Origin of the sequence: Flavobacterium chungangensis (genome assembly GCF_042654045.1) — a bacterium.
Classification (GTDB): Bacteria; Bacteroidota; Bacteroidia; order Flavobacteriales; family Flavobacteriaceae; genus Flavobacterium; species Flavobacterium chungangensis.
Window position 1 is genome coordinate 138,611 of sequence record NZ_JBHSFY010000014.1, and the last position, 26,216, is coordinate 164,826.

Sequence of the window (26,216 nt, forward strand, 5' to 3'; positions counted from 1 at the left end):
AATACTTTTTTTCTGATAACTTTAAGATAATATGCTTTGTTTTAAAAATGGTTCGGTTTAATTTTATAAGTCGTAATAAAAAATGCATTTAAAATGAAAATACTCAAACTACTCTTTATACTAATTCCTTTCTTAAGTTTTGGCCAGCAAGGAAATATAAAAGCACTGGATATTAATTTAAGTAATTATGAATATCCGTTTCCTGTTCATTTTATCGAATTGAGCAGTCAGCGCCAGTACATGAAAATGAGCTACATGGATATCATTCCAGAAAACTACAATCAAAAAAATATTGTGTTACTTCACGGAAAAAATTTCAATGGCGCTTATTGGGAAACTACTATTAAAGCCTTGACAAAAGAAGGGTTCCGAGTAATTGTTCCTGACCAGATTGGATTTGGGAAATCGACAAAACCAGACCATTTTCAATACACTTTTCAGCAGTTAGCCGAAAATACCAAGAAACTTTTAGATCATTTGGGAATTCAAAAAACCACAATTTTAGGGCATTCTATGGGCGGAATGTTGGCAACGCGCTTTGCATTAATGTATCCTGAAACAACAGAAAAATTAGTTTTAGAAAATCCGATTGGTTTGGAAGACTGGAAATTAGTCGTTCCGTACAAACCTGTTGACTGGTGGTACGAATCGGAATTAAAACAGAATTACGAAGGCATCAAGCAATATCAAATGGCAAATTATTACGATGGAAAGTGGAATGCAGATTATCAAAAATGGGCCGAACTGGGTGCAGGATGGACAACCGCACCAGACTATGACCGCGTTGCTTGGAATTCTGCCCTTTTGTACGATATGATTTTTACACAACCTGTTTTATATGAATTTAAAAATATTAAATGTCCAACGCTATTAATTATAGGAACGAGAGATAAAACTGCTTTAGGAAAACCACTTGTTTCTGAAGAAGTGAGAAAAACAATGGGGAATTATGCAGAATTGGGCAAAAAAACACAAAAAGCAATTCCGAATTCAAAACTCGTAGAAATTCCAAATACAGGACATTTGCCACATATCGAATCTTTTGATTCGTTTATAAAATCATTAATCGTATTTTTGAAATAATATTTTTTTCGCCACTAATTACACAAATTTACACGAATTAGACTTTTGCCACAGATTAAAGGATTAAAATGATTTAATCTGTGTAGATCTTTTTAATCTGTGGCAAAATCTAAAATCTAAAATCAACTATCTAAAATTTAAAATATGTTTACAATCGAACAAATAAAAGAAGCACATGGAAAAGTAAAAAGCGGTGCAGATTTTCCAAATTATATCCAGGATTTAATCATTTTAGGCGTAAAAGGATATGATACTTACGTTCACGACGGAAGCACTGTTTACTACGGATTAAATAATTATACCGCCGCAGCCGAAGAAAAATATCCGGAAATTAAAGTTGCTGATTCTCCAAACAAAGAACTTTTTATAGAAAATTTGGTAAAACATCAGCATGGCGAAACCGATTATATGACTTTCTGTAATCATTGTGCACAAGCTGGAATTGCAAAATGGCGTGTTGATATTATTGAAATGACTTGCACGTATTTTGATAAATCGGAACATGAAATTTTAATCGAAAAAATTCCTGTTTAATCGGTTCAACATTCATGGCTTTTTTTAACCAAAACTACCAAACCGTCTTTAAGAAAAGCATTGTAATTTTTGCTTTAATAGTTTCTTTCTTTGGCTTTTCTCAAAACAAAAAAGAACATTCAAAATTTAAAGTCATTGCTTTTTATACGGCTAAAAACGATCAGGCGCATATTAGTTTTGTACTCGAAGCCAATAAATACTTTCCAAAATTAGCTGCAGAAAATCATTTCCAATATGATTCTACAAGCAATTGGGATAATTTAAATGCTAAGTTTTTAGCGAAATATCAGGTGGTTTTATTTTTGGATACAAGACCTGAGAAAAAAGAACAGCGAGAAGCTTTTCAAAAGTATATGGAAAATGGCGGCGGTTTTATTGGATTTCATTTCTCTGCATTCGCTTTAAATGATTCTAGCTATAATCAAGATTGGAACTGGTATCACAACACCTTCTTAGGTTCTGGCGAATACGGAAGCAATACTTGGAAACCAACTTCGGCAGTTTTGAGAGTAGAAAATGAGCACCTTGTGACTAAAAATTTACCTAAAACCTTCTCTTCTGCTCCAAATGAATGGTACAGATGGTCGAATGATTTAACCAAAAATCCAGATATTGAAATTTTAGTGGCTATTGACGAATCTAGTTTTCCACTCGGAACTGGCCCAAAAGCCCACGAAATTTGGCATAGTGGCTATTATCCAGTTGTTTGGACCAATAAAAAGTATAAAATGCTGTACGTAAATATGGGCCATAATGATATTGATTATGAAGGCGGAACAAACAAAACCTTATCGTACACTTTTGAAAACAAAACACAAAGTCAATTAATTTTGAATGCTTTGCTTTGGCTTGGAAATTCAAAGAAAAAATAAAAAATGTCAACTACTCTTCCTCCTATCATTACGGCTCAAGAATTAATTGCTAATCCTAAAATCATTTTAATTGATGCTAGAGCTGGCGCGAATACTTTTGACAATTATCAAAAAGAACATTTAAAAAGTGCTCGTTTTGTTGATTTAAATCGCGATTTGTCCGCAGTTCCAGAAAATCCTGCCAATGGCGGAAGACACCCCTTGCCTTCTCCTGAACAATTTGCAAAAACACTTTCTGCATTAGGAATTGCACCTTCCGATCCTGTTGTCGTTTACGATGATAAAAATGGCTCTAATTTCGCTGCGAGATTCTGGTGGATGATGCGTGCGATTGGACATGAAAAGATTCAGGTTTTAAATGGCGGTTATCAAGCTGCGATTCAAGCTGGTTTTCCAACCAATTCTGGAAATGAGACTTTTGAAAAAACAGCCTATCCTTCTCAAGAATGGAAATTGGCTTTAGCAGATATTGAAGAGGTCGAAAAAGCTCGTAAAAACAATCAAAATATCGTAATCGATGTTCGTGACAAAAACCGTTACGACGGCTTAACAGAACCTCTGGATTTAATTGCTGGACATATTCCTGGAGCCATCAACGTTCCCTTAACTGAAAATTTGGACGAAAACGGATTGTTTAAATCTGCCGAAGAATTGGCCGAAAAATACAAAGCTGTTCTTAAAGATATAAAACCAGAAAATACAATTGTCCATTGCGGCTCTGGCGTTACAGCCTGTCACACGTTATTGGCAATGGATTACGCTGGACTTCCAATTCCGAAATTATATGCAGGTTCTTGGAGCGAATGGTCAAGAAACGATCGCGAAATGGCAACACAACAAACAGAATAATTTTAGCCACAGATTTCACAGATTAAAGTGATTTTTTTTAGCCACGCCCCGAGCGATAGCGAACAGGCGAAACAATTTCACTAATTATAAATGATAAAAAATTCGTGCGAATTAGCGAAATTCGTGGCAACACATTTTTTTAATCTTTTTAATCTGTAAAATCTGTGGCAAAAAAAATAATACAAATAAAAATTACAATGCAACACTGGGATATACTTTTATCAAATCAGGTAAATAAAAAGAAATTAATAGACAATATATTAAATGGCGAAGCAACGGGCGAATTAGCCGTTTTTAATCATCAAAAAGGAATACTGTTTTCTGATATTGCTATCGAAAAATTCATCGAAAAAGAATTTCAATATGACAGCGTAGAAGCCTCTCCAGATTCGCACAGACAACTTCGCACTTTTTCGTCTGGCGAACGTAAAAAAGAGTTTTTAAAATACTGCATCAATCAAAAGCCAGATTACATTATTTTCGATAATCCTTTTGATCATTTGGATCAGGCTTCAAGAGTAATTTTAGCCGATTCATTAAAAGATCTAACCAACGATATTGCAATTATTCAGCTTTTAAATCGTACTGTTGATGTACTTGAATTTGTGCCCAATAAAGCTCAAATTAAAGACAATACATTCGAATTGTATCCATTCAAAAAAACCGAAAATCATTTCAAAACATTAAATACAACTGCAATTCCTAAAGCAACAGAAACTCATACTTTTCCAGAAGATGAACTAATCAGACTTGAAAATGTTTCGGTGAGTTATGACGAAAGAAAGATTCTAGACAACATTTCATGGACAATCAAACAAGGCGAATTCTGGCAGTTAATTGGTCCAAATGGTTCTGGAAAAAGCACTATCTTATCTTTGATTACAGGAGACAACCCGAAAGGATTTGGACAAAATTTATTCTTATTTGGAAGAAAAAAAGGAACTGGCGAAAGTGTTTGGGATATTAAAAAACAAATCGGGATTTACACTACTGCTATGATGGATCTGTTTCAGAAGGGTCATACGGTGGAACAGATGATATTATCGGGATTCTTTGACCAAATCGGATTGTATACAGAACCTACAACACATCAGAAAAATATTGTAACGCAATGGCTCGAAGTGATTGAAATGACGCATTTAAGAAAAAAACGTTTTATAGATCTTTCTATCGGGCAGCAGCGTGTGGCATTAATTGTTCGCGCCGTTTTAAAACATCCGCCATTATTAATTTTAGACGAACCTGTAGAAGGTTTAGACGACGAAAATGTAGATTTGGTAATTCAGCTCATCAACACCATAAAACAAGAAACCAATGTTTCTATACTTTATGTTTCACACCGAATCGAACAAGGCCTTGCTCCTACTTCTGTTTTCGAACTTTTACCATCAGAAACGGGATCAACCGGAAAAATAAAATAGCAATCAGAATTGAATTAAAATGAGTTAATTAGATAATAGGTCAATTAGAAAATTTACCGACAGAACGCAAAGCATATCTGTAGAGATGCCATGCAGTGCGTCTCCGCAACGAATATCCACAATACGTTAGACGTACAGCAATGCCCCCTACGCAATACCGCAACAATACCAAATTATGATAAAGCAAATAAGCATTACATTTATTTTTTTACTGATTTTAAGTTCGTGTTCAAGCACGATATCGACTTCTAAAAAAGAATACATTTTACAGGATTCAAAAAAACTAAAATCAAATTGGAAAATCGATTCTAAAGAATGGGTTTTAAAAAATGATACCCTTACAGGAAACGGTTCTCTTTCGCCTTGGGGAGTTTTGGTTTCAAAAAAACAGCTTCCTAAAAATTATGAAATTGATTTTAAAGTCAACATGACAAATTCATCATTATTCGAAATCATGCTCAATTTGGATAAAGGAAAATACATTAGAACTTACTTATACCAAATTGATCAAAACATAGTAATTGGCGACGGGGTCTATGATAAAAAAGACGATTCATATGGAAAACGAGGTGGGAAAACCTTATTCAAAAAACCAATGAAACTAGAAAACAACAAGTGGTATGCTGTAAAAATTAAAGTTTTAAACAACCAATTATTCTTTTCTATAGACGATAAAACAACTTTAGAATGTTCACTCGAAAAAAACAACCTAAACCAAAAAGGAAAACTAGGTTTCATAACCAACGGAGAAGTTAAAATAACCAATTTAAGAATTAAATCTCTACAATAATTTAATTACCAGAAGCAATATATGCCATTACACAAAGCATATCCGTAGAGGCGCACTGCAGTGCGTCTCCGCAACGAATATCCACAATACGTTAGACGCACTGCAGTGCGCCTCTACAGAATATTAGAACAATAATAAATTGCGTTAAAACAAAAAAAAGCTCCTATTTTTTATGGAGCTTTTTCTATATTCTATAATCTATTCTCTATTTTCTAAAGAACTAATTCTCATCTTCCGTATTATGCGACTTCACATAAACACGCCATTTCTCAATACAATCCTGAAAATCCTGAGGCAATTCTGTATCAAAGCGCATTAATTCTCCCGTATTTGGATGAACAAATCCAAGCGTTTTTGCATGCAGCGCCTGACGTGGTAAAGCTTTAAAACAATTCTCAATAAACTGTTTGTATTTTGTAAAAGTCGTTCCTTTCAAAATCAAATGCCCACCGTAACGCTCATCATTAAACAACGGATGACCGATGTGTTTCATATGTGCACGAATCTGGTGCGTTCTACCTGTTTCTAATTTACAAGAAATAAGAGTTACATAACCAAAACGCTCCAAAACTTTATAATGCGTAATAGCAGGTTTTCCAATTTCTGGATCATCAAAAACCGCCATTTGCATACGGTCTTTTAAATGTCTCGCTAGATTTCCTTCAATTGTACCGCTCTCGGCCGCAACATTCCCCCAAACTAAAGCGATATACTCACGTTCGGTAGTTTTAGCCTCAAATTGTTTTGCTAAATGCGTCATTGCTGCTTCTGTTTTAGCTACAACCAAAAGACCAGACGTATCTTTATCAATTCTATGAACCAAACCTGGGCGTTCACTGCTATTCATTGGCAAATTATCAAAATGATGCGCCAAAGCATTAACCAACGTTCCGGTATAATTTCCGTGACCAGGGTGCACAACCATTCCAGGCTCTTTATTAATCAATAAAAGAGCATCGTCTTCATACACAATATTCAGCGGAATATCTTCAGGAAGAATATGATTTTCAAACGGAGGATGCGACAACATAACCGTTATCACATCAAAAGGTTTTACTTTGTAATTTGATTTTACTGGAATCTCATTCACAAAAATGTTTCCATTAGTTGCCGCATTCTGAATTTTATTTCGTGTGGCATTCGGAATCAAATACATTAAATATTTGTCAATACGCAAAAACGCTTGACCTTTTGGGACTTCAAATCTGTAGTGCTCAAATAATTCGTCTTCCAGATCTAAATTTTCTTCAATATTATTGTTCATCACTTGGGGTTTCTACAGGCGCTGCAGTACTATCTGTTGCCTGACTTTCATCTACATAACTTGCTTTTCCGTCTCCTAAAACCAAATCGATTTTAGACGCTTTCAAAACGCGATCTCCTACTTTTAAGTTTCTTCCTTTTAAACGCATTTCCAAAACCATATCTTTTCCAAGATTCGGAATATACGTAATCGTTCCTGGCTCAAGACCTAACGCTTTCAACGTTGGAACAGCTTCACGATATGTTTTTTCGATTAAATCTGGAATTTTCACAGAAGAAAAACCAGATGCATTAATCTTAATATAAATTTTTCTACCCACTTTTACCATCGTTCCAGGCAGTGGATCTTGCTCTACAACGCTATATTTTGGGTATTCACTTCTGTAATCAACACTGTCCAAAAGAACATAATCTAAATCCAGTTCATCCAATTTATTTTCAACTTGCTCTTCAGTTAGTTTAGACAAATTCGGCACTGCAATTTCGTGACCGTGATCTGTTGTAAAAGTTAACCAATGCATAAATAAATAACCAATAACCGCAATTATAGCTGCGGCCGCAAGCAATTGCAAGAAAAAAACTCGGCTTGTTAAATACTGACGTAAACTCATAAATTTATTTTTAATAGCGACAAAGATAAAGTATTTCGTTTCAAAAAAAATGATAATTTTGTTTAAAACAAGAAACTCGCATGATTGTCATCCTGAGCGAAGTCGAAGGATAATTTTCAGGAGCCATTTCCTGCTATCCGCTGTATTCCCGATAAACAAAAACTACGGCTAAAAAGCCTTGTTTTTCTAAATCGGGAGATGCCGCTTCTATCAGGGCTAGGACACTCGGTTTCATAAGAACGTTTTCTTTTTGTCAGACTGAGCGAAGTCGAAGTCACACAAAGTGATTTAGCACGCGGAACTTCGACTTCGCTCAGTCTGACAATCAAAACGAATAAAAAAACATTTAAGAAAAATTAGTTCACCTGCTCCATCTTTTCGCTATAGCTTAGATTGTGGCAAAAACTTGAAACATTAAACTTGAAACAATTAAAAAATAAAAATATACAATGAAAAACATTGCCATCATCATGGGCGGCTATTCCAGCGAATACAAAATATCATTAATCAGCGGGAATGTCGTGTATCAATATCTTGACAAAACAAAATACAACGGATTCCGTATTCACATTTTCAAAGAAAAATGGGTTTATGTTGATCAAAATGATGCCGAATTCCCAATCGATAGAAATGATTTTTCAGTTACCGTAAACGGCGAGAAAATTACTTTTGACTGTGTTTTTAATGCCATTCACGGAACTCCAGGCGAAGACGGATTAATGCAAGCCTATTTCGAATTAATCGGTCTGCCACAATCTTCTTGCGATTATTATCAATCGGCACTAACATTCAATAAAAGAGATTTATTATCAGTTTTAAAACCATACGGAATTAAAACTGCAGTTTCTTATTATTTGAACAAAGGAGACGAAATCAATACTGCAGAAATCGTTAAAAAAGTTGGGCTTCCTTGTTTCGTAAAACCAAACAAAGCAGGTTCAAGTTTCGGAATCTCAAAAGTAAAAACTGAAGCTGAATTGCCAATTGCGATTGAAGTTGCGTATAAAGAGGACAACGAAATCATTATCGAAAGTTTCCTTGACGGAACTGAAGTTTCTGTTGGCGTAATTAACTATCAAGGAGAAATTAAAGTATTGCCAATTACAGAAATTGTATCAGACAATGATTTCTTCGATTACGAAGCAAAATACGAAGGAAAATCGCAGGAAATCACGCCAGCGAGAATCTCTGACGAAATGACTAGAAAAGTTGGCGAAACAGCAAAACGTGCCTATGAAGTTTTAAAAATGAAAGGTTTCTCTAGAAGCGAATTCATTATCGTAAACGACGAGCCTCATATGCTTGAAATGAATACTATTCCTGGTTTAACAACAGAAAGTCTAATTCCGCAGCAAGCAAAAGCAGCCGGAATTTCTCTGGAAGATTTATTCACAAACGCAATCGAACTAGCTTTGAAATAAGATGTTAAGATACTAAGGTGCTAAGATTTTAGCACCTTATTTTTTCGCATTGTCAGGCTGAGCGAAGTCGAAGCCTTTTAACTATGAATCTTTGAACCTAAAAACCTTAGCCTCTTAGAATCTCAGAACCTTAGCACCTTAAAAAAATGAAAGAAATCTTCGAATGGAATAGACTATTTTTTAACGAATTGCCAGAAGTTTTTCTTTTGGAAGTAATATTTCGTTCGACAGTAATGTTCACCATTTTACTGTTAACGCTTAAACTGGCTGGTAAACGAGGTGTTAAACAATTATCAATTTTCGAAACCGTAATTGTTATTGCATTAGGTTCTGCTGCTGGCGATCCTATGTTTTATGAAGATGTCGGAATCGTTCCGGCAGCAATTGTCTTTTTGGTCATTATTATTTTGTACCGTTCTGTGACATGGCTTACTGGAAAAAGTAAAAAATTCGAAGAGTTTATAGAAGGTAAAACCGAATGTTTAATTAATGATGGGAAATTTTCTATATCAAGTTTTAAAAAAGAAACTTTGGCACAAGATGAATTTTTTGCTGAATTACGCATCAAATCGATCGAACATTTGGGGCAAGTAAAACATGCTTTTATAGAAACAAGTGGCGAGATAAGCGTCTTTTATTACGAAGACAAAGATGTTGGATACGGATTGCCGATTCTGCCTTTGCTTTTTGAGAAAAAAAATAGAATTATACCAGAAGATGGAATATATTCCTGCTCTTTTTGTGGTAATACTGAAAAATTAAACAAAGGAACTTCAACTTGTAAAGACTGCAATAAAGACGAATGGGTTCCTTCAATCAATAACAAGAGAATAACGTAGATTTAAATTCCAAAAATAAAATACCAAATTCCAAACTATAAAAATTTTAAACTCAAAGAAACAAAGCTTCAGTAATTTTTTTTAAAACTTTGAGCCTTTGTGCCTTTGCAGCTTTGAACCTTAAAAAAGAAAGAAATGCGAAAAGCCATATTTCCAGGATCGTTTGACCCCATTACATTAGGACACGAAGATATCATCAAAAGAGCTATTCCTTTATTTGATGAAATTATAATTGCCATTGGTGTCAATGCCGAAAAAAAATACATGTTTTCGTTAGAAGAAAGAAAACGCTTTATTGAAGAAACTTTCAAAGACGAACCAAAAGTTTCTGTTATTACTTATGAAGGATTAACGATTGATCTCGCTAAAAAAGAAAAAGCCAATTTCATTCTAAGAGGTCTTCGCAACCCAGCCGATTTCGAATTTGAAAAAGCCATTGCACATACCAACAGAAAACTGTCTAAAATAGAAACCGTTTTCTTATTGACAGCCGCAAGTACCTCATTTATCAGTTCGAGCATTGTGCGCGATGTATTGCGTCATGGTGGCGAATATGAAATGCTGGTTCCAGAAGCAGTTAGAGTGAAAAAATAACTATGAATAAGAAACAAATTCTTTTTTGCATTATTACGCATGTATTTTTTCTGATAATTTCATCAAACAAATTACTAGCACAAAAAGATAAGGATTTTGAGAAAGAAATAGAAAATCCTAGTCAATACAATTTTGACAAAATTGATTTTGTTGATTCCGAAAATAATGAAAAATTAAGCGGTACTTTAATATCTCCAAAAACAGAATATTCGAAGATTATTATAATTGTTCCTGGTAGTGGAAAGAATACAAAAAATTCGCATTACGTTTTAGCAGAAGAAATATTAAAAAACAATATTGCTGTTTACCGATTTGATGATCGTGGAGTTGGAGAATCAGAAGGAAATATTAATTTTAGTGTAGATCAAATAATACGTGATCTATATTATGCTTATACTAATATTAAAAAAGCAAGCTATTTATCTCAAAAAAGTATTGGAATTTTGGGACACAGTTTGGGAGGAATTGCAACTATCGATAATTATCAAAAAGGTCTGAATTTAGATTTTATTGTACTGATGTCAACTCCATTTGAAAAATATGGAAGATTTACTAAATCACAATTCCCTTTTAATAGCATTAAAAAAGTAAGTGCCAAAACTGTATTTGAAAACATAAATATCCCCTTATTATTCCTAGTAGGTTCAAATGACAGTTTCTTAGAAAGTGAAAAAACTGCCGATCTTTTACGCTCAGTGAATAATAAAAACATTGATATTAGAATAATCGATGGGTTAAATCACTTCTTAATAAAAGGCAATGATGACTGGAAAGAAACAAAAAAATACAATGATTTATATCACATGGACCAAAAAGCCTTGGCTGAAATTATTAGCTGGATCAAAAACCTTAAACTAGATTTAAATCAAAAATAGTTCTAATCATTAAATTTGCAATGCTTATCAATTATAAGTAATTTCGCATTTTTAAAACAAACAATAAATAATGAGCATCGAAAGAGAATTAAGCAAACGAAGCGGATCTAAATGTGAGCTTTGTGGTGCTGAAGAGAATTTAAAAGTTTATCAAGTCCTGCCAACTAAAAAAGGTGGAGTTGATGAAGCTGTATTAGCCTGTAACACTTGTATTGACCAAATTGAAAATCCAGACAACGTAGATTTAAATCACTGGAGATGCCTGAACGACAGTATGTGGAACGAAAATATTCCAGTACAAGTTGTAGCTTGGAGAATGTTAAGCCGCATGCGTGCTGCAGGATGGCCACAAGAATTACTAGATATGATGTACCTAGATGAAGATACACTAGAATGGGCAAAAGCAACAGGAGAAGGCGAAGATGACGAAAATAAACTAGTCCACCGCGACAGCAACGGTGTGGTACTACAACACGGAGATTCTGTAGTTTTAATTAAAGATCTTAAGGTAAAAGGTTCTAGCATGGTTGCCAAACAAGGAACTGCTGTTAGAAACATCCGTTTAGACCACGAAAACGCCGAATACATTGAAGGAAAAGTAGACGGACAGCAGATTGTGATTATTACACAGTATGTGAAGAAGATTTAAATAAAGTTGCTAAGGTTCTGAGATGCTAAGATTCTAAGTTTTTTTTAGAATACTAACTATTTAACCGCAAAGCACACAATGATTTACGCAAAGTTCGCAAAGTTTTATTCACAAAGCTTTGCGAACTTTGCGCTTTTATAAAGCTTAAAATTAGAAAAAAACTTTGCGTACTTTGCGGTTAAATCAAAGACAAAGTATATCAACTTAAAACCTGAAACAAAAAAAGCCCGTTCATAAAACTGAACGGGCTTTTTAAGTATATTGTTTTAATCGAAAATTATTTTTGGAATAATTTATTGATCTGATCTTTTACGAATGGCTCAGAAACGTTGTTTGTTGCTGCGTCTCTTTCTTTACCAGAAACCATAAACTGAACTGTAGCTTTGTCTGGAACCACGTTTCCTGTGTAGTGCAACCAAATGTAGTTGTTAGGTAACTCTAATTTGATATCGTACAACGGAGAAGCTGTAAATCCGCCCATGATAATGTTGTATAAAGCGTTATAAGCATTATCGATGTTCTTAAATGAAAATTTTCTCAAAGTCGAATCGTCATCACTTTGAACAATAGTGTAATACACAGTGTATTCGTCACCAATTTTCTGAATGTAGTTGTTATTTACTTTTCCTAATTTTTCTACAGGAACCGTTTCTAGAACCTTAACCTGTGCAAACGAAATAAAAGTAAAAAACAATGCGGCAAGAGTAATAATCTTTTTCATATAGTATTTGGGGTTACAATTTTACGAACACAAAAAAACACAGAAATATTGAAAAAACACCTATCAATTCGTTATTTTTTTAACATAAAATTGTAAAACTTAGCCAAGCAATCCTAAACTATTGAAATACAATAAAATAAATATTGTAAATTCCAAAATCCAAATTCCAAAATCCAAAATCTAAAATCAGAAATCAGAAATCAATACTTCCCTCTCTTCTCCTCTTCTTCTTTCTTGATGACATTACGAGCGACTTCTATTTTAAACTTCTTCCCTTTCATTTTTTCATCCTTAATATTCTTCAGAAGATCTTTTACTTTATTATATTTTACCGCTGCAAACGAAACAAAATCTTTTACTTCAATCAAACCTAAATCGTCTTTTTCTAGTTTTCCCTTTTGCGAAAAGAATCCAACAATATCAAATTTATTCAGTTTTGTCTTTTTACCGCCGCTGATATAAATAGTCTGAAATTGAGGCGGATTCGGAAGCGAAACTTTACCTTCAACATCCAAAACCTCCATTTCGTAATCAATGTAGTCTAATTGTTTTTCACTTTCGTGAATAATTACATACGCCGTTCCTGTTGCCTGCATACGCGCTGTACGTCCGTTACGGTGTGTAAACTCGTCTTCTTTTAAAGGCAGATGATAATGAATAACATGTTTCATTTCTGGAATATCCAAACCTCTTGCTGCCAAATCGGTTGTAACCAAATACGTAACACTTCCGTTTCTAAACTGAATTAAGGCACGCTCACGCTCTTCCTGATCCATTCCGCCATGATAATACACCGAATAGATTCCTTTTCCGTTTAAAGTATCGCTAATGCGTTCTGCAGCATCACGATGATTGCAGAAAATAATTGCCGATTCTGATTTTAAAGAACAAATCAAATTGAATAAACTTTGCAGTTTATCTTTTGCTGGCGAAATCACCATTTTCATCGAAAGATTGGTTTTCTCTTCTTCCTCTGGAATAAAATCCAAAACAACCGGATTTACAACTCGCGTATATTTCGGAATTTCAATATCTGAGGTCGCCGAAACCAAAACTCTTTTGTTGACCTTCGATAATCGTCCAATGATAAAAGACATCTGTTCGTGAAAGCCTAATTGAAGCGATTTATCAAATTCATCCAAAATTAAAGTCTGAATTTTATCTGTTCTAAAAGTTTCTCTTTCAATATGATCGGAGATTCTTCCAGGCGTTCCAATTAATACTGCTGGCGGATTGCTTAAATTCTTGATTTCTGTTTCGATTGAATGCCCGCCATAACAAATATTGACTTTGTACTGCGTTCCCATTTTTTTCCAAACCTGTTCAATTTGAAGTCCCAATTCGCGTGACGGAACCAAAATCAAACATTGAACAGACAACACTTCTGGCTGCAACAATTCCAATATCGGAAGTAGGAAAGCCAATGTTTTTCCAGATCCTGTTGGAGAAAGTAATAAAGTATTGTTTTCGTTTAAAATAGCATCATGTGCCATTTCCTGCATTTCGTTTAGGCTTTTAATCCCTAAATTCGAAAGTATATCGTTGGAATGGTGTTTTTTATTCATTTTGCAAAAGTAGAGAAAAATAGTGGGCAGTTTACAGTTTTTAGTGTTCAGTTTACAGTCGCAGTTACAGTTTTCAGTCTTGAGTCAAGTTTATGCAGAAATCGTAAAAAAACTATTTCACGCAGATTTTGCAGATTAAGGCAGATTTTTGTTTTTATTATTTTTAAAAATCTTTTTTTAATCTGCTCAAATCTGCAAAATCTGCGTGAAACCAATAAACGCAAAGCTTGTCAACTTGAAACTTGAAATCTGAAACAAAAAACTATATATTTGATTCCTATTAAACCCAAAAACATGAAACTTTTTACATTTCTCTTTTCACTTCTCACTATAACCATTACTGCTCAAAACAATAAAAAATACGATACTTTTTTTGAGAAAGGAAACGGAAATCAATCTGCTTCGTATCAAGAAACTATTGCTTATTGGAAGATGCTCGCTGCCGATTTTCCGACTATTCAAATGAAAGAAATGGGACTAACGGATTCTGGTGAACCTTTACACATGATTACCTTCAATCCTGACAAAGAATTTGATTTTGATAAAATCCAGAAAACCAAAGCTGTTCTATTTGTAAATAACGGAATCCATGCTGGAGAACCAGACGGAATCGATGCAACAATGCAATTCTTCAGAGATTTGGCAACAGGAAAAATGAAAGCGCCTAAAAACACGGTTTTGGTTACCATTCCAGTTTATAATATTGGCGGGGCTTTAAACCGAAATTCGACAACGCGCGCCAACCAAGACGGACCTGAGATTTATGGTTTTAGAGGAAATGCAAGAAATTACGATTTGAATCGTGATTTAATGAAATCGGATACGCGAAATACAAAGAGTTTTGTAGAGATTTTTCAGAAAATAAACGCCGATGTTTTTATCGATAATCACGTAAGCAATGGTTCTGATTATCAATACAAATTGACGTATATTATGACGCAGCACAACAAACTGGGAACCGTTTTGGGTGATTTTATGAATAACGAAATGATGCCGGCTTTGGTAAAAGATCTTCAGAAAAAGAAAATCGAAACTACGCCTTATGTCGATTCGTTTAAAGATACGCCAGACAAAGGTTTCGGACAGTTTGTAGATAGTCCTCGATATACAACGGGTTATACTTCATTGTTTAATACGATTGGTTTTGTGGTAGAAACACACATGCTTAAAAAATATGCCGAACGTGTAAAAATGACCTACGAATACATGAAATCGACTATGGATTTTACCGACGCGAATTATCAGAAAATAAAAGATTTAAGAGTAAAGAATTTAGAACAATATCAGCCTAAAAAATCATACACTTTAAAATGGGAATTGGACAGTACAAAAGCGACCACTTTTTCGTTTTTAGGATATGAAGCGGGTTACAAAAAAAGCGACGCTACAACAGGAAATCGTTTGTATTACGACAGAAGCAAACCGTACAAAAAAGACGTTCCGTACATTAAAGAATTTAAATCGGTTAAAGAAGTCGTGATTCCAACGGCTTATATTGTTCCGAGAGGATATTGGAATATTATTGATCTTTTGAAAAACAACAATATCTCGTTTATACCAATTAAAAACGATACGATTATAGAAGTCGAAAGCTACAGAATTGCCGATTTTAAAACCGTTCCGTCTGCTTATGAAGGACATTATTTGCACAGAAACACAACCGTAACTTCTAAAATGGTTAAAATGGCTTTCGCCAAAGGAGATTACATCATTCCAACAAACCAAAAAGGCGTAAAATATCTCGTAGAAGCTTTTGAACCAGAAGGCGTAGATTCGTTCTTTAATTGGAATTTCTTTGATGCTATTTTACAGCAAAAAGAACATTACTCAGAATATATTTTTGAAGATACTGCAGGACTGCTTTTAAAAGAAAATCCGTCTCTTAAAGCAGAATTAGAAACCAAAAAACAAAACGACCGCGAGTTTGCTAAAAACGCCCAAGCGCAATTGGATTGGATTTATAAGCATTCTGTTTATTATGAAAAGGCGCATATGCAGTATCCTGTTTATCGTGTTTTGTAGATTTTTTTTGCCTGTTTTTTTAACGCAAAGTGCGCTAAGATTTTTTTGATTTTGATTGGGTTGGGCTTGCGATAAGAACGCAAAGCTAGAAGTGTAAAACTTTGTCAAAATTCTTGCTCAAAGTTTTGTTGCGCAACGTTTGTCATTTCGAGGAACGAGGTTTTTCTTTTAGCTATTAAACTACATTTAAAATAATTTTACATTATTTTTGGCTTCTTCTATATCTTCTTCTTTAATTCTGAATACATCTAGAATTAAAGAATCAAATTTTTCTAAGAGAATATCTTTGCTACTAAATTGGAATTCATCATTGATTATTTGATTTCTAAATTCATCCATTTTAAAGATGCCAAGAATGCATATTTTCTCGAAACTTAATTTGTAAGTGTCTCTTTCCGCTTTCATCATTAACTTATCTTTTATTCCTCCTTTAAGTGTTATGAACATAAAAACATTCTTACAGTATTCAAAGGCATCTGCAACACTTTTTTCTAGATTTTTTTCTATATCAGAATCATCTACAAAATTATTACTAAACAATTTCACAAATCTATTCTGCAAACCATCTAATGAATTAAAAGCATCTTGATAAGTTAGGCAGTTAGCGTTATGTAGAAATTGATTTCGAATGCTCATCACATCATTCATTATAGTTTTATCATCCTTTTCAATTGCCCCATAATCAAGCAGCAAAAGCATTTTTTGGTTAAATGATAAACAGTTAGATGTATTACCGAAGCTTTTTGTATTTTGAAAATCTTCTCTATCAAATATAAATCCTAAGGTATAACTTGCTGTTGTTTCAAGTGCCAAAGAATAATTTAAAACATCTAATCTACATTTGTCTGTATGTGTCATTCCGTTTTTTTTTAAAATATACAATTTTTAAGTTCTGTAAAATAAGATTGTCTTTGATTTTTTAAATCTACAAAAACTGAAACTGGAGATTTTTGTCGATAATTTTTAAGCTTTTCTTTAACGTCAACTTCATTTTTATAAAACCAAGCAGCCGAACCGATTACTAAGGGTAATAGTGAAATATGATTTGTCACAATAGGTACAGCTAAATTTGCTCCTAACCATTGCGCCCTAGACGTCTCAGCTTGTTTTCTTATTAATTTCCATTCTGATTCTGCTTTATTTATCTCTTCCATAAAACCCTCCTGTATAAATTTCAATTTTTGAGGGTTGAAATTATCTATTGTAGTACTATCAAGCTCTTTATAAATCTTTTTTAATTCTTGCCGAACACCTGCCAATCTATTCTCCTTTTTCAACTCAAGAGCAAAATTAGTATCGACATTGTTTAAAAAAGGCAGAGGAATGTCCGAATACAGTTTGTTCGTTTTAACCCAAAAATCATTTACTCCAAAACTTTTAATTATATTCCAATTAGTTTCAGATGGAGTGTATAAATTACCTCCTGTTTTATCAGCAACATAAAGAAGAGAATCTAATGAACCACCGCCTTTTGTAGGATTTATTGTTTGCCTCCCTTTTAAATCGCTACTTAAGTTCTTATAAAGAGGATTAGCTTTAGGCATTATTTCTATAATTCTATCAGCAAAATCTTCAGCTTCCTGAATGCTAAATGAAGGCTGTTCTATCACTAAAAGGTTTTCAATTATTTGCTCTCTATTTTTATTGTGAAAAATATCCGCAAATTGGGTGGCTAAATCTTGTAGAATTTCCTTTTGAAAAATTCTATCTTTTGTAATATCGGCTTTAACTGCTTCTGAAAATCTTTTTTTAGTAAGAATATCAATTTCGCCCCGAAGTTTTAAATTATATTCACAAGGATTAACAATTAATTTTACTATACCTGCTCTTACCCACTTTTGTAGAACCGTATAAAAATATAAAGACTCTAAAAAATCAGGTAACCACAATTTTGGATTTTTTGTTGGGTCGTAAGCGTGACTGGTCACTGATGGATTTTGAAGAGGATGAAAAACTATTATTTTATCTGAGTAAAGGGAAAACCTAACAACCTCATCAATTATTTTACTGCCTTTTAGGGTGCTGTAATGAATGTTCGTAAAATCGGTATTTGATTTTACCAATTCCTCTGTATAATTAAAATTTAGCGGATATAGCTTTGAAAAATATCGATATGTTCGAACAATCTTTTCCTTAGTAATTTGTTTAGCGATGTTATCCCAATTTCGTTCCTTATTAATCTTAAATGTTTCATTAAGGAAATCGTAAAATTTTGAGTTTTGTTCGTCAAAGTAATCCATAACTATCAAACTATATTTTTGGTTTTGCTAATGTAAGATTTATTTTAATTTATAGGTCGACTTAAAATCATTTTTGCTAACTGGCGGGATTAAACCATACGCGTGTTCCAAAAAGCCCAAAAACACCGAAATCGCCAACTGCTTGACGCAAAATAAGCCCCCGCTTGCGCGAGCGTCCCGTTCGTGAACGAAATCTAAGTCAAAACTAAAAGAGCACGAGCGAGACGCTTGCGCCAGCTACAATAAACCCTATTAAAAAGCCTAATAAAAAACAATTTTATTAGGCTTTTTTAAACTCAATAAAGAACAAAAAACTTATTTATCCTTCAATATTTTTCCTAAATACTCCACTTTATCTTTTTCAGCTTGAACCAAACGTTCGTAAAGCTTTTTATTTTCTTCGTAAGCTTCAACTAACTTATCTAGTGGATTAAAATTACAGATATTATTGGTTCCGAAATTAGTACCATGACTTCCACTATTATCATAGAAATTATTAAAAAAATTAATTGCTGCTTCTTCTGAAAAGTTTTTCAGCGCTTCAACACTTACGCCCAAAGCTTTTGCAATCTGTTTTAGCTTTTCTTCATCTATCGTTTCACTATTTTCTAAAGCAGAAATCGCCTGCTGGTTTGTTCCTAAAGCCTGAGCCAAAGCTTCTTGCTTCATGTCACGAAGTTCACGAATACGGCTAATTTTTCTTCCTATATGGCTTGGTTTTGTAAATGCGCTCATAATTGTAATGTATTGCTTATTAAACAAAAGTACGATTTTTGAGACATGAAATTAAATAAGTTTTAAGTTTCTGAGATTCTAAGATGCTGAGCCTTCTTTTTAATGCTTAATTGAGCGAACTTAAATTGAAATAAATTTTATTCAATTTCAAAACTTGCTTCTACTTGTAAGTAACTTTTTTTACCATTTTCAGTTTTGACTAAAAAAATAACGTAATTTTTTAGGTAATCCCAAAGTTCATAATCTCTTAATTTTAATCTTCTATTTTCGTCATAGAATTTAGACGACCTAATATATTCTTTAAGATTAATTTCTCTTTTTTTAGTCTTGTAATTCTTCATCTTCTGAACTCCAGTAAAGTAAAATCCTCCTACAGTAGCACCACTACCATCTTCTATGTAAAAATGATTTGGAATTTCGGTATGCGTATTAATGTATTGACTATCATAAGAAAAGAAAAGTGTGTCTTTTACTTTTTCCTGAGCTTGAGAATTTATTCCAAGAACAAAAGTCACTAATAAAATGAATATTTTCATAATTTGTTTTCCAAATTTCAAGCTTTATCCTAAATATTTATCCAAAAATCATAATTGAAACATTTACTTTAATATATTCGGTCTTTTTATCACTTTCTCTTATTAAAATAATTTTATAGTTTTTCATAAAATCGACCAGTCCTTTTATATCTAATGCTATTTTTCCTTGATTTATAAAGAATTTTGAATTCCTTATAAAATATTTTAAATCCAAGACTTGTATAGGTTTTAAATCAAATAAAATTTCAGCTACTTGAAAACAAAATTCGGTATGTCCATTTCCATCTTCAATAAAAAAAGTTTTTGGAATATTCTTGTTTTCAAACAGATAAGAATTATCTATTTTAAAATACAACGTGTCTTTTTTTACTTTTTGCTGCGCTTGTACATTATTTAAAAAAAATAAATGCATTACTAGTGTGCATCCTATAAAAACAAAGCTTTTAAATTTCGACATCATCATTAAAATCAAATTAAGTTTGATATTATTTATTATCACAAAGGCGAACTTGTGTTAGCTTCTTAGCCACATTATTATACATTGCATCTATAGATGCTTTTTTTTCAGCTGATAATTCATTCCAAGCTTTTACCCTTCCATCCCTCAATCCTCCCCACGCAAGATCCTCGTAAAACGCATCAATTGGTGGTTCTTGAGCTAACTTAAATTGATATAAACTGAAAAATTTTATTCAATTTCAAAACTTGATTCTACTTGAATATAGCTTTTTTTACCGTCTTCAGTTTTGACTAAAAAAATAACATATTTTTTAAGATAAGTCGAAAGATCATAATCTTTTAATTTTAACCATCTTTTTTCATCATAGAATTTAGACGACCTAATATATTCTTTAAGGCTAATTTCTTTTGCTTTAGTTTTATAATTATTTATTTTTTGAACTCCAATAAAGTAAAAGTCCCCGACATTAATACCACTACCATCTTCTATGTAAAAATGATTTGGGATTTCTTTATGGTTAATAATATATTCGCTATCATAAGAAAAGAATAATGTGTCTTTTACCATTTCTTGTGCTTTTGCAGATGTTAAAAATGTAGCTAATAATAAAAAGATAAGAGTTTTCAAAATATTAATCATAAACAACCTCTCCAGCATTTACTTTAATAAATTCATTTTCATCTACTTTAACAAAATAAACAACATAATTGCTAAGGAAATCTGCTAAAGCAGTTTTATTCAATTTTTGTTTTTTGTATTTGCTACAAAATCTTTGCGATTGAACAAATTCTTTCAAATCAATCAATTTGTTTATTGTTAAGCCTCTATCTATCCCTTCCTTTTGAAAAAATATATGTTGGTTCCCATTACTGCCTTTAATTAGATACCATTTAGGATCAGTTGTTGATTGGTAAATGTATTCATTATCCAATTTGAAATAAAGTGTATCTTTTATTTTATTTTCAATTACATTCCTGTCTTTATCACGTCTAGGATAATAAGAAACATAGTTTAATTGTAGAGGTTTAATAAATTCATTTCCATTTACAAAATAAATAACATATTTATCAATCAGAGAATCCTTGACCTTTTTTTCGTCTACAATTTGGTTATGCTTTCCGTCAAAATAAAACTTTCTATTTTCAATATATTTTTTAATTGAAAGAACTTTTTTGGGTTTTAAATTTTTGGTTAAGTAAATATCGCCAATAAAAAATATGTAGCCATTGGTTTTTGTCCGCTTCATATATTCATTTGTCGTTTTAATCCACTCTGGATACGTTTCGTTTTCTAAATCTGGATTAATGGTGGGCGAAATGGTGTAATATTTATCTATGCCAAAATAAAGCGTGTCTTTTTTCTGAGAGAATATCTTACTCACAAAAAAGAAATAAAATATAGATAGAATATATATTTTCATATTAAATGTTTTTGAGTTCCCCTTGCTAGTGCAAGCGTCTCAATCTTGTGACAACAAAGATTCACATCAAAACGCTCATGCTAGCAAAAAAATTAAGACATTTTGATATCTGGTTTTTGTTTTTTCACTACTGTTATGACGTAAACCGATGATATTAAAAACAGGGTTAAAGGGAGTAAAAAAGCAATGTGTATGTTCCGGTAATTATTCACTAATCCTGTAACGTAAACTTGATAAAACAACAACACTACAAAACAGCCCAAAAGAACTTTATAATTCCTACTGATTAAAAACAAAATAAGCAGAAAAAATAAAGGAATAATTGATAACCCTTCCCACAATATCCCAAAACTTATGCTATTAAAAAGGTCGTGCCAAAATTGGTAGAAATAAATCAGCAGCAGAACAATAGTTGGAAAACCATTCTCTTGAACTCCGAAGATTAATAGAAAAGAAAACATTGCGATGAATCTTGCAACTTTTAAATTTATTGACATGTTCTATTTGTGTTAGGTGCGTTAGCTGTTGTAATAATATAATTTGGAAGAGAAAATAATATGCCAGCGACAATATCTGGAGTGTAAATTACACCTGGTACTCGCAAACGAACAAGATTAATATTGACTATAACAATGTCCTGAGCATCCAGCGAGTGACCCGCAAATTTAACGGTGGCACAATTGATATTTCTCAGCGTACCGCCTTGTTCACAAATTTAAGCAAGCTTAAGCTAAAATAAAAAAACCTCGAAAGCAATTTTCGAGGTTTTTTTTATTTGTTATTTCCTGTATTTTCTCTTACGAATTGATATAGTTAAAAAGACCAAACTACCGATTAGGAAAAACAATGAACTAAAATAAAAATAACTTATATGATAGTAAGTGTCATAATAGGAAATCGTATAAAAATATTCATTGCTCACGAAAAAATAAGCAGTAATAATGAGACAGATTACAAAAAAGATTAGATAATATTTAGTTATTGTTTTCATATATTAATATTATTAAAAAATGCATTAAACATAGTAAAATTACCTAGATAAATGTCGCCGAAACTAGAATCAACTATTACGTGATTCATAAGTGATGGGGGAAATTTTTCATACAAAAGTTTCTTCTCAACAATCGTTTCAACATCAATAATCAATTCATCAATTTTCCTTGTGTCTTTTTTTTCTCGCCCTAATTCTTCTACTCTCGATTTTGTAAAAAAAGGTTCAGCAGGATGCCAGCTCTTTCTAATCACATAGTATGGCATTAAAATACTAATTTGCAGAGAAATCAAATATAGTTCGCCATCTTCAAAAACATTTAAATAGAAGGTATAACACCTATCCTGATTAGAATCCAATCTTGAAAAATCTTCAAAGTCTTTTAATATTTGGTCATTTTCAAACTCATTCTTTATACTTACCCGAATATCTAAATTTGTTTCATCATTAAAATAATCAATTAATGACGTAAGTCTCTTATACTCGATACTTTGCATATATTTTACTCTATCATTCCAAGGGCAAATACCCGCTGGATAATAAAGATTTACTTGCTTTAACAAAACCTCTTCTAACATATTTTAATTTTAATTTTCATCGCATTTGCCAGTTCTACTTGGATTTGTTTTGTAATTCGTCGCTGGAAGTGATGATCCAGTATTAAAATTAACAGTGCCACCATTAGTATACTCCCTATACTCTTTAATCAATCTACTTTGAAACTCGGTACGCAAAATTAAATCAGACACTTCTGTCCTAGCATACTTAGCATCCATATCATTCATAACTTTATTAAGAACTATTGCAGAAACAGTTGCTGCTACACCAGGAGTGACATCCACATTTCCTTTATTGAAATTTATTGCCATACCGAAAAGAACCCCCTGAGGAAAATCAACAACGTGATTAACTCTTGCTCCTTTATTATCAAGTACAATAATTCTAAAATAAATATTTTTGACCACAGCTTCTTGCCAATTAGCCCCTTTTTTAGAAGTAAAATTAAAGCTTTCGCAACTAGGCGGTAAGCCCAATGTAGAACTTTCTCCCAGATATTGCCCATTTTCACTATAGTGTGAATAATGTGCCATTCGCTGTAACTTTATAGCTTCTACATCTCCTGAACCATCACAAGGGTAAGGTAAGATATTAGTACTTTTTGTAACCTTTTCGCCGACATAGATAACCTCTAAAATCTTCGGACCGTTACTAATTATTCGCCAAACGTCTTGAGTTAGCCATACAGTTTGTGTATATGTTGCGTCACACAAAGGTATCTTACTTGTAATTTCCGACGGAACATAAAACAAATTTATTGCTTTTGTTAAAACATCCAAATCTTCTTTTTCAGAAATATTTTTCGCTTCACCGTTCCTAACTACAACCGAGCCTAAATTTTCTCCATTAAAGGAATACACATTCAGTCCCCCTGTAAACCCCTTTAGCTTTGTTATAGTCTGAGGATAAGCAACACTTTTTGCAAGCGTATAAACTTCTAAAAAATACGATTGCGATTTGCCTTCATTTTCAATTGTAACACCTTGATACTTTAATTGGCTTTGCAGAACATTAGATTCAAAAGTGTTTACAACTTTTTCTTTGGCTGAAAACTCTGAAATTTTAAAATTGTCTTTTTCAATTTCATTGACCTTTTCAAAATCAGCTTCAACATTTTGGGCAATGTTAAGATTTGAAAATTTCGCTAATTCTAAATTAGTCTTAGCAACTTTTGCATTTTCCTGTTTATTTTCTAGCTCATCATTTTGGCACGACAAAAGAAAAAGTGCAGTAAAGGTAAAAACGGAATACTTAATAAACTTGTACATATTACATTGGGTGGTTAGTAGTTAAAATAAATTTATTTTTCAAATTTTGATATTAGCACTTTAAGCTATATCATTTTCTTATTTTCCTGCAATTGACAAATTTCACTCGCGGCATAATAAGCTCATTTTTTTCTAATAGATTCATAAATAAAACAATTTAAAAGTTAGTATTTATCAAAAATATTCTTAATAATTTCAAGATATTACCAGATAAAGACTAAAAAATAACAGAATAAGACATTTTTTACTCAAGTCAAAAAATACCGTTGTTCTAAAGCTTTTTTTTGTATTATTCAATAGCTTTTTAAGAAATTAAAAGCATTATAAAACGCCAATCTAAAGAGGATTAAGCGCAACCTTTTCATTCTTTTTTTACTTAATCATATTAAATATGATTATGTGATAAATGACAAAAATCTTTTAGAGAAAAAAACTATTACAAATGTGCGCTCCAGTACAAAATATAGCCCCTTAACAGTTAGAACTGAATATCTATATACTTATAAGTGATAAAAAAGTTCTAAACACCATTTGTTTGACAAAGTTGAGCTAAAGAAATTTTGAAAAGCGAATACTAATCTTACTTTAATTTGTACATTCGTCTTGCTTAACTATTTAAATTCTATTTTATGTCATTTCAAGGATATCTAAAAACGATTAAAGAAAAAACAGGAAATGGTCCAGCTGAGTTTAGAACTCTCGCTGAACAAAAAGGATTTACTTCAAACGGAGAATTAAAAGCAGAAGTAAAAGCCGGAGATATTGTTAACTGGCTTAAAAATGATTTTGCTTTAGGACAAGGGCATGCAATGGCTATTTATGCTCTCCTAAAAGGCATTAAAAATGAGGATAGTGAATAAAACTTAACTAGAAAATCAAGAATTTCAATTTTATAATTATACAAGCCATAAAAAATGGGACTATTTAATAATCTTTTTAAAAAGAAAGAAGAAAATACAGAATCAAATACAAATCAGCTAAATGTTGCTAAACATTTTACCTCCGAAAATGATTTTTTAGAAAAATATGGAGCTTTAGCTTTAGAAAAGCAAAGAAATCTTTACAGCGTAACTGGTGAACTTTCTTGGAATGTTGACATGAACAAGGAAGAAATTACTTTTGGAGATGATCTTACTTTTCCAATGCAGGTTTTGGGCTCTTTTTCGCATTCGTCAGAAACTTGGCTATGGCTTTGGGAAAATAAAGCGGGCGGTTACGCAGAATCTGTTATGCAACAGGCGCTTTTATTAAAGCAATATGGTGAAGAAAATAATATAGAATTATTAAGCGTTGGAAAATTTGATGCTGTACAAAACGATTTGCATTTAATAGGAATGATTGCCACTGAAATGTTTAATTTGAGCGGCTATTATCTTGGAAATTACGGTCAAGGAACAATGGTGGTTACGATAAAAGATGATGCAATTGACAACTCTGAAAGTGAGGAATTGTCTAGAATTCTGACTGTTTTCCCAGAATTGATTTCGACTTTTGAAATTCAGAATCATAAAAATGCTTTTACCAATTATCTTTCTCAAAAAGGTTTTGAATTGACTCCAAACGGAAATGAAGTTAAAGCAGAAAAAGACGGAAATATCATTAATGCCGTTTTTAACGAAAATAATCTTTTAACAGCTTTAAATGGTAATTCTTAAGCTTATAAATAATTAAAACGTAAAAAGATCTTTTGAAAACAATTGCCCGCGTGAGGGATAGAGCCAATCCGCCGCGGCGGAAGCAAAAGCCCGGCAGCAATAAAAAAAGACCCAATGAATGCACTGCCCCCAAAAAGTTAGACGCTATTTGGGGGCATTTTTATGGAAAGAAAAGTCAAGCACAGCTATGAATTCAAACTTGAGTGTGTAGAATTAGTAGTTGTTAAACATTATTCATTTGCAT

Annotated in this window: 27 protein-coding genes; 14 read left to right on the forward strand and 13 right to left on the reverse strand. The window is 32.6% G+C overall.

Annotation, left to right across the window (positions count from 1 at the left end; translation table 11 throughout):
* Positions 1 to 93: 93 nt before the first annotated feature.
* The 6 genes from ACFO3N_RS19875 to ACFO3N_RS19900 all read left to right on the forward strand — a co-directional run bounded on the left by ACFO3N_RS19875 (position 94) and on the right by ACFO3N_RS19900 (position 5,549).
* A complete protein-coding gene (locus tag ACFO3N_RS19875; protein WP_379800658.1) occupies positions 94 to 1,083 on the forward strand; it encodes an alpha/beta fold hydrolase in 990 nt (329 codons plus the stop codon).
* A gap of 144 nt (positions 1,084 to 1,227) precedes the next feature.
* Positions 1,228 to 1,617: a DUF1398 domain-containing protein gene (locus ACFO3N_RS19880; protein ID WP_095927817.1), complete on the forward strand. Its 390-nt coding sequence runs from the start codon at positions 1,228 to 1,230 to the stop codon at positions 1,615 to 1,617.
* Positions 1,618 to 1,631: 14 nt separating this feature from the next.
* On the forward strand, positions 1,632 to 2,489 hold the full coding sequence (locus ACFO3N_RS19885; RefSeq protein ID WP_379800660.1) for a ThuA domain-containing protein: 858 nt from the start codon (positions 1,632 to 1,634) through the stop codon (positions 2,487 to 2,489).
* Positions 2,490 to 2,492: 3 nt separating this feature from the next.
* Positions 2,493 to 3,338, forward strand: a complete 846-nt coding sequence (locus ACFO3N_RS19890; RefSeq protein ID WP_379800662.1) for a sulfurtransferase — start codon at positions 2,493 to 2,495, stop codon at positions 3,336 to 3,338.
* 197 nt (positions 3,339 to 3,535) lie between these two features.
* The gene (locus ACFO3N_RS19895; protein ID WP_379800663.1) at positions 3,536 to 4,759 is read left to right on the forward strand and encodes an ATP-binding cassette domain-containing protein; all 1,224 of its coding nucleotides are present in this window, start codon (positions 3,536 to 3,538) and stop codon (positions 4,757 to 4,759) included.
* A 175-nt stretch (positions 4,760 to 4,934) separates the two neighbouring features.
* Positions 4,935 to 5,549 carry a 3-keto-alpha-glucoside-1,2-lyase-like domain-containing protein gene (locus ACFO3N_RS19900; protein ID WP_379800664.1) on the forward strand — a complete coding sequence of 205 codons (615 nt, stop codon included), beginning with the start codon at positions 4,935 to 4,937 and terminating at the stop codon, positions 5,547 to 5,549.
* Between the two features lie 220 nt (positions 5,550 to 5,769).
* Here ACFO3N_RS19900 and ACFO3N_RS19905 read toward each other — a convergent pair whose 3' ends face one another.
* On the reverse strand, positions 5,770 to 6,813 hold the full coding sequence (locus ACFO3N_RS19905; protein ID WP_095927823.1) for an RluA family pseudouridine synthase: 1,044 nt from the start codon (positions 6,811 to 6,813) through the stop codon (positions 5,770 to 5,772).
* Positions 6,803 to 7,423: a PASTA domain-containing protein gene (locus ACFO3N_RS19910; RefSeq protein ID WP_095927824.1), complete on the reverse strand. Its 621-nt coding sequence runs from the start codon at positions 7,421 to 7,423 to the stop codon at positions 6,803 to 6,805. The genes ACFO3N_RS19905 and ACFO3N_RS19910 overlap by 11 nt, the downstream gene beginning before the upstream one ends.
* Positions 7,424 to 7,872: 449 nt before the next feature.
* On the opposite strand from ACFO3N_RS19910, the gene ACFO3N_RS19915 reads away from it, so the two are divergent.
* The 5 genes from ACFO3N_RS19915 (at position 7,873) to ACFO3N_RS19935 (ending at position 11,801) form a co-directional block, all read left to right on the forward strand.
* Positions 7,873 to 8,844 (forward strand): D-alanine--D-alanine ligase, encoded by a 972-nt coding sequence (locus tag ACFO3N_RS19915; RefSeq protein WP_379800665.1) that lies wholly within the window; start codon positions 7,873 to 7,875, stop codon positions 8,842 to 8,844.
* 146 nt (positions 8,845 to 8,990) lie between these two features.
* Complete coding sequence (locus ACFO3N_RS19920; RefSeq protein ID WP_379800666.1) at positions 8,991 to 9,683, forward strand: DUF421 domain-containing protein; 693 nt, start codon at positions 8,991 to 8,993, stop codon at positions 9,681 to 9,683.
* A 135-nt stretch (positions 9,684 to 9,818) separates the two neighbouring features.
* Positions 9,819 to 10,277, forward strand: coding sequence for a pantetheine-phosphate adenylyltransferase (gene coaD, locus ACFO3N_RS19925; RefSeq protein ID WP_379800667.1), 459 nt, complete (start codon positions 9,819 to 9,821; stop codon positions 10,275 to 10,277).
* A 2-nt stretch (positions 10,278 to 10,279) separates the two neighbouring features.
* Positions 10,280 to 11,152, forward strand: a complete 873-nt coding sequence (locus ACFO3N_RS19930; RefSeq protein WP_379800668.1) for an alpha/beta hydrolase — start codon at positions 10,280 to 10,282, stop codon at positions 11,150 to 11,152.
* A 70-nt stretch (positions 11,153 to 11,222) separates the two neighbouring features.
* Positions 11,223 to 11,801 (forward strand): PhnA domain-containing protein, encoded by a 579-nt coding sequence (locus ACFO3N_RS19935; protein ID WP_379800669.1) that lies wholly within the window; start codon positions 11,223 to 11,225, stop codon positions 11,799 to 11,801.
* Between the two features lie 277 nt (positions 11,802 to 12,078).
* Here the strand turns inward: ACFO3N_RS19935 and ACFO3N_RS19940 are convergent, their stop codons facing one another.
* Both ACFO3N_RS19940 and ACFO3N_RS19945 read right to left on the reverse strand, forming a co-directional pair.
* Positions 12,079 to 12,522: a hypothetical protein gene (locus tag ACFO3N_RS19940; protein WP_095927830.1), complete on the reverse strand. Its 444-nt coding sequence runs from the start codon at positions 12,520 to 12,522 to the stop codon at positions 12,079 to 12,081.
* A 200-nt stretch (positions 12,523 to 12,722) separates the two neighbouring features.
* A complete protein-coding gene (locus ACFO3N_RS19945) occupies positions 12,723 to 14,087 on the reverse strand; it encodes a DEAD/DEAH box helicase (protein WP_379800670.1) in 1,365 nt (454 codons plus the stop codon).
* Between the two features lie 294 nt (positions 14,088 to 14,381).
* On the opposite strand from ACFO3N_RS19945, the gene ACFO3N_RS19950 reads away from it, so the two are divergent.
* Positions 14,382 to 16,109 (forward strand): M14 family metallopeptidase, encoded by a 1,728-nt coding sequence (locus ACFO3N_RS19950; RefSeq protein ID WP_379800671.1) that lies wholly within the window; start codon positions 14,382 to 14,384, stop codon positions 16,107 to 16,109.
* 186 nt (positions 16,110 to 16,295) lie between these two features.
* Here ACFO3N_RS19950 and ACFO3N_RS19955 read toward each other — a convergent pair whose 3' ends face one another.
* The 9 genes from ACFO3N_RS19955 to ACFO3N_RS19995 form a co-directional block, all read right to left on the reverse strand.
* Positions 16,296 to 16,967, reverse strand: coding sequence for a hypothetical protein (locus ACFO3N_RS19955; RefSeq protein ID WP_379800673.1), 672 nt, complete (start codon positions 16,965 to 16,967; stop codon positions 16,296 to 16,298).
* Positions 16,968 to 16,978: 11 nt separating this feature from the next.
* Entirely contained in the window at positions 16,979 to 18,349 is a 1,371-nt protein-coding gene (locus tag ACFO3N_RS19960) for a hypothetical protein (protein WP_379800674.1), read from the reverse strand.
* Between the two features lie 315 nt (positions 18,350 to 18,664).
* Positions 18,665 to 19,084 (reverse strand): helix-turn-helix domain-containing protein, encoded by a 420-nt coding sequence (locus ACFO3N_RS19965; RefSeq protein WP_379800675.1) that lies wholly within the window; start codon positions 19,082 to 19,084, stop codon positions 18,665 to 18,667.
* A gap of 137 nt (positions 19,085 to 19,221) precedes the next feature.
* Complete coding sequence (locus ACFO3N_RS19970) at positions 19,222 to 19,620, reverse strand: hypothetical protein (RefSeq protein ID WP_379800676.1); 399 nt, start codon at positions 19,618 to 19,620, stop codon at positions 19,222 to 19,224.
* A gap of 37 nt (positions 19,621 to 19,657) precedes the next feature.
* The gene (locus ACFO3N_RS19975; RefSeq protein WP_379800677.1) at positions 19,658 to 20,119 is read right to left on the reverse strand and encodes a hypothetical protein; all 462 of its coding nucleotides are present in this window, start codon (positions 20,117 to 20,119) and stop codon (positions 19,658 to 19,660) included.
* A gap of 189 nt (positions 20,120 to 20,308) precedes the next feature.
* Positions 20,309 to 20,707: a hypothetical protein gene (locus ACFO3N_RS19980; RefSeq protein WP_379800678.1), complete on the reverse strand. Its 399-nt coding sequence runs from the start codon at positions 20,705 to 20,707 to the stop codon at positions 20,309 to 20,311.
* Between the two features lie 4 nt (positions 20,708 to 20,711).
* Positions 20,712 to 21,500 carry a hypothetical protein gene (locus tag ACFO3N_RS19985; RefSeq protein ID WP_379800679.1) on the reverse strand — a complete coding sequence of 263 codons (789 nt, stop codon included), beginning with the start codon at positions 21,498 to 21,500 and terminating at the stop codon, positions 20,712 to 20,714.
* 987 nt (positions 21,501 to 22,487) lie between these two features.
* The gene (locus ACFO3N_RS19990; protein ID WP_379800680.1) at positions 22,488 to 23,069 is read right to left on the reverse strand and encodes a hypothetical protein; all 582 of its coding nucleotides are present in this window, start codon (positions 23,067 to 23,069) and stop codon (positions 22,488 to 22,490) included.
* Between the two features lie 9 nt (positions 23,070 to 23,078).
* On the reverse strand, positions 23,079 to 24,317 hold the full coding sequence (locus ACFO3N_RS19995; protein ID WP_379800681.1) for a hypothetical protein: 1,239 nt from the start codon (positions 24,315 to 24,317) through the stop codon (positions 23,079 to 23,081).
* Positions 24,318 to 24,946: 629 nt separating this feature from the next.
* Between ACFO3N_RS19995 and ACFO3N_RS20000 the strand changes: the two genes are divergently transcribed.
* Together ACFO3N_RS20000 and ACFO3N_RS20005 are read left to right on the forward strand one after the other, a co-directional pair.
* A complete protein-coding gene (locus ACFO3N_RS20000; protein WP_095930836.1) occupies positions 24,947 to 25,177 on the forward strand; it encodes a DUF4287 domain-containing protein in 231 nt (76 codons plus the stop codon).
* Positions 25,178 to 25,231: 54 nt separating this feature from the next.
* Positions 25,232 to 25,972, forward strand: a complete 741-nt coding sequence (locus ACFO3N_RS20005) for a DUF6882 domain-containing protein (RefSeq protein WP_379800682.1) — start codon at positions 25,232 to 25,234, stop codon at positions 25,970 to 25,972.
* Positions 25,973 to 26,216: the final 244 nt, after the last annotated feature.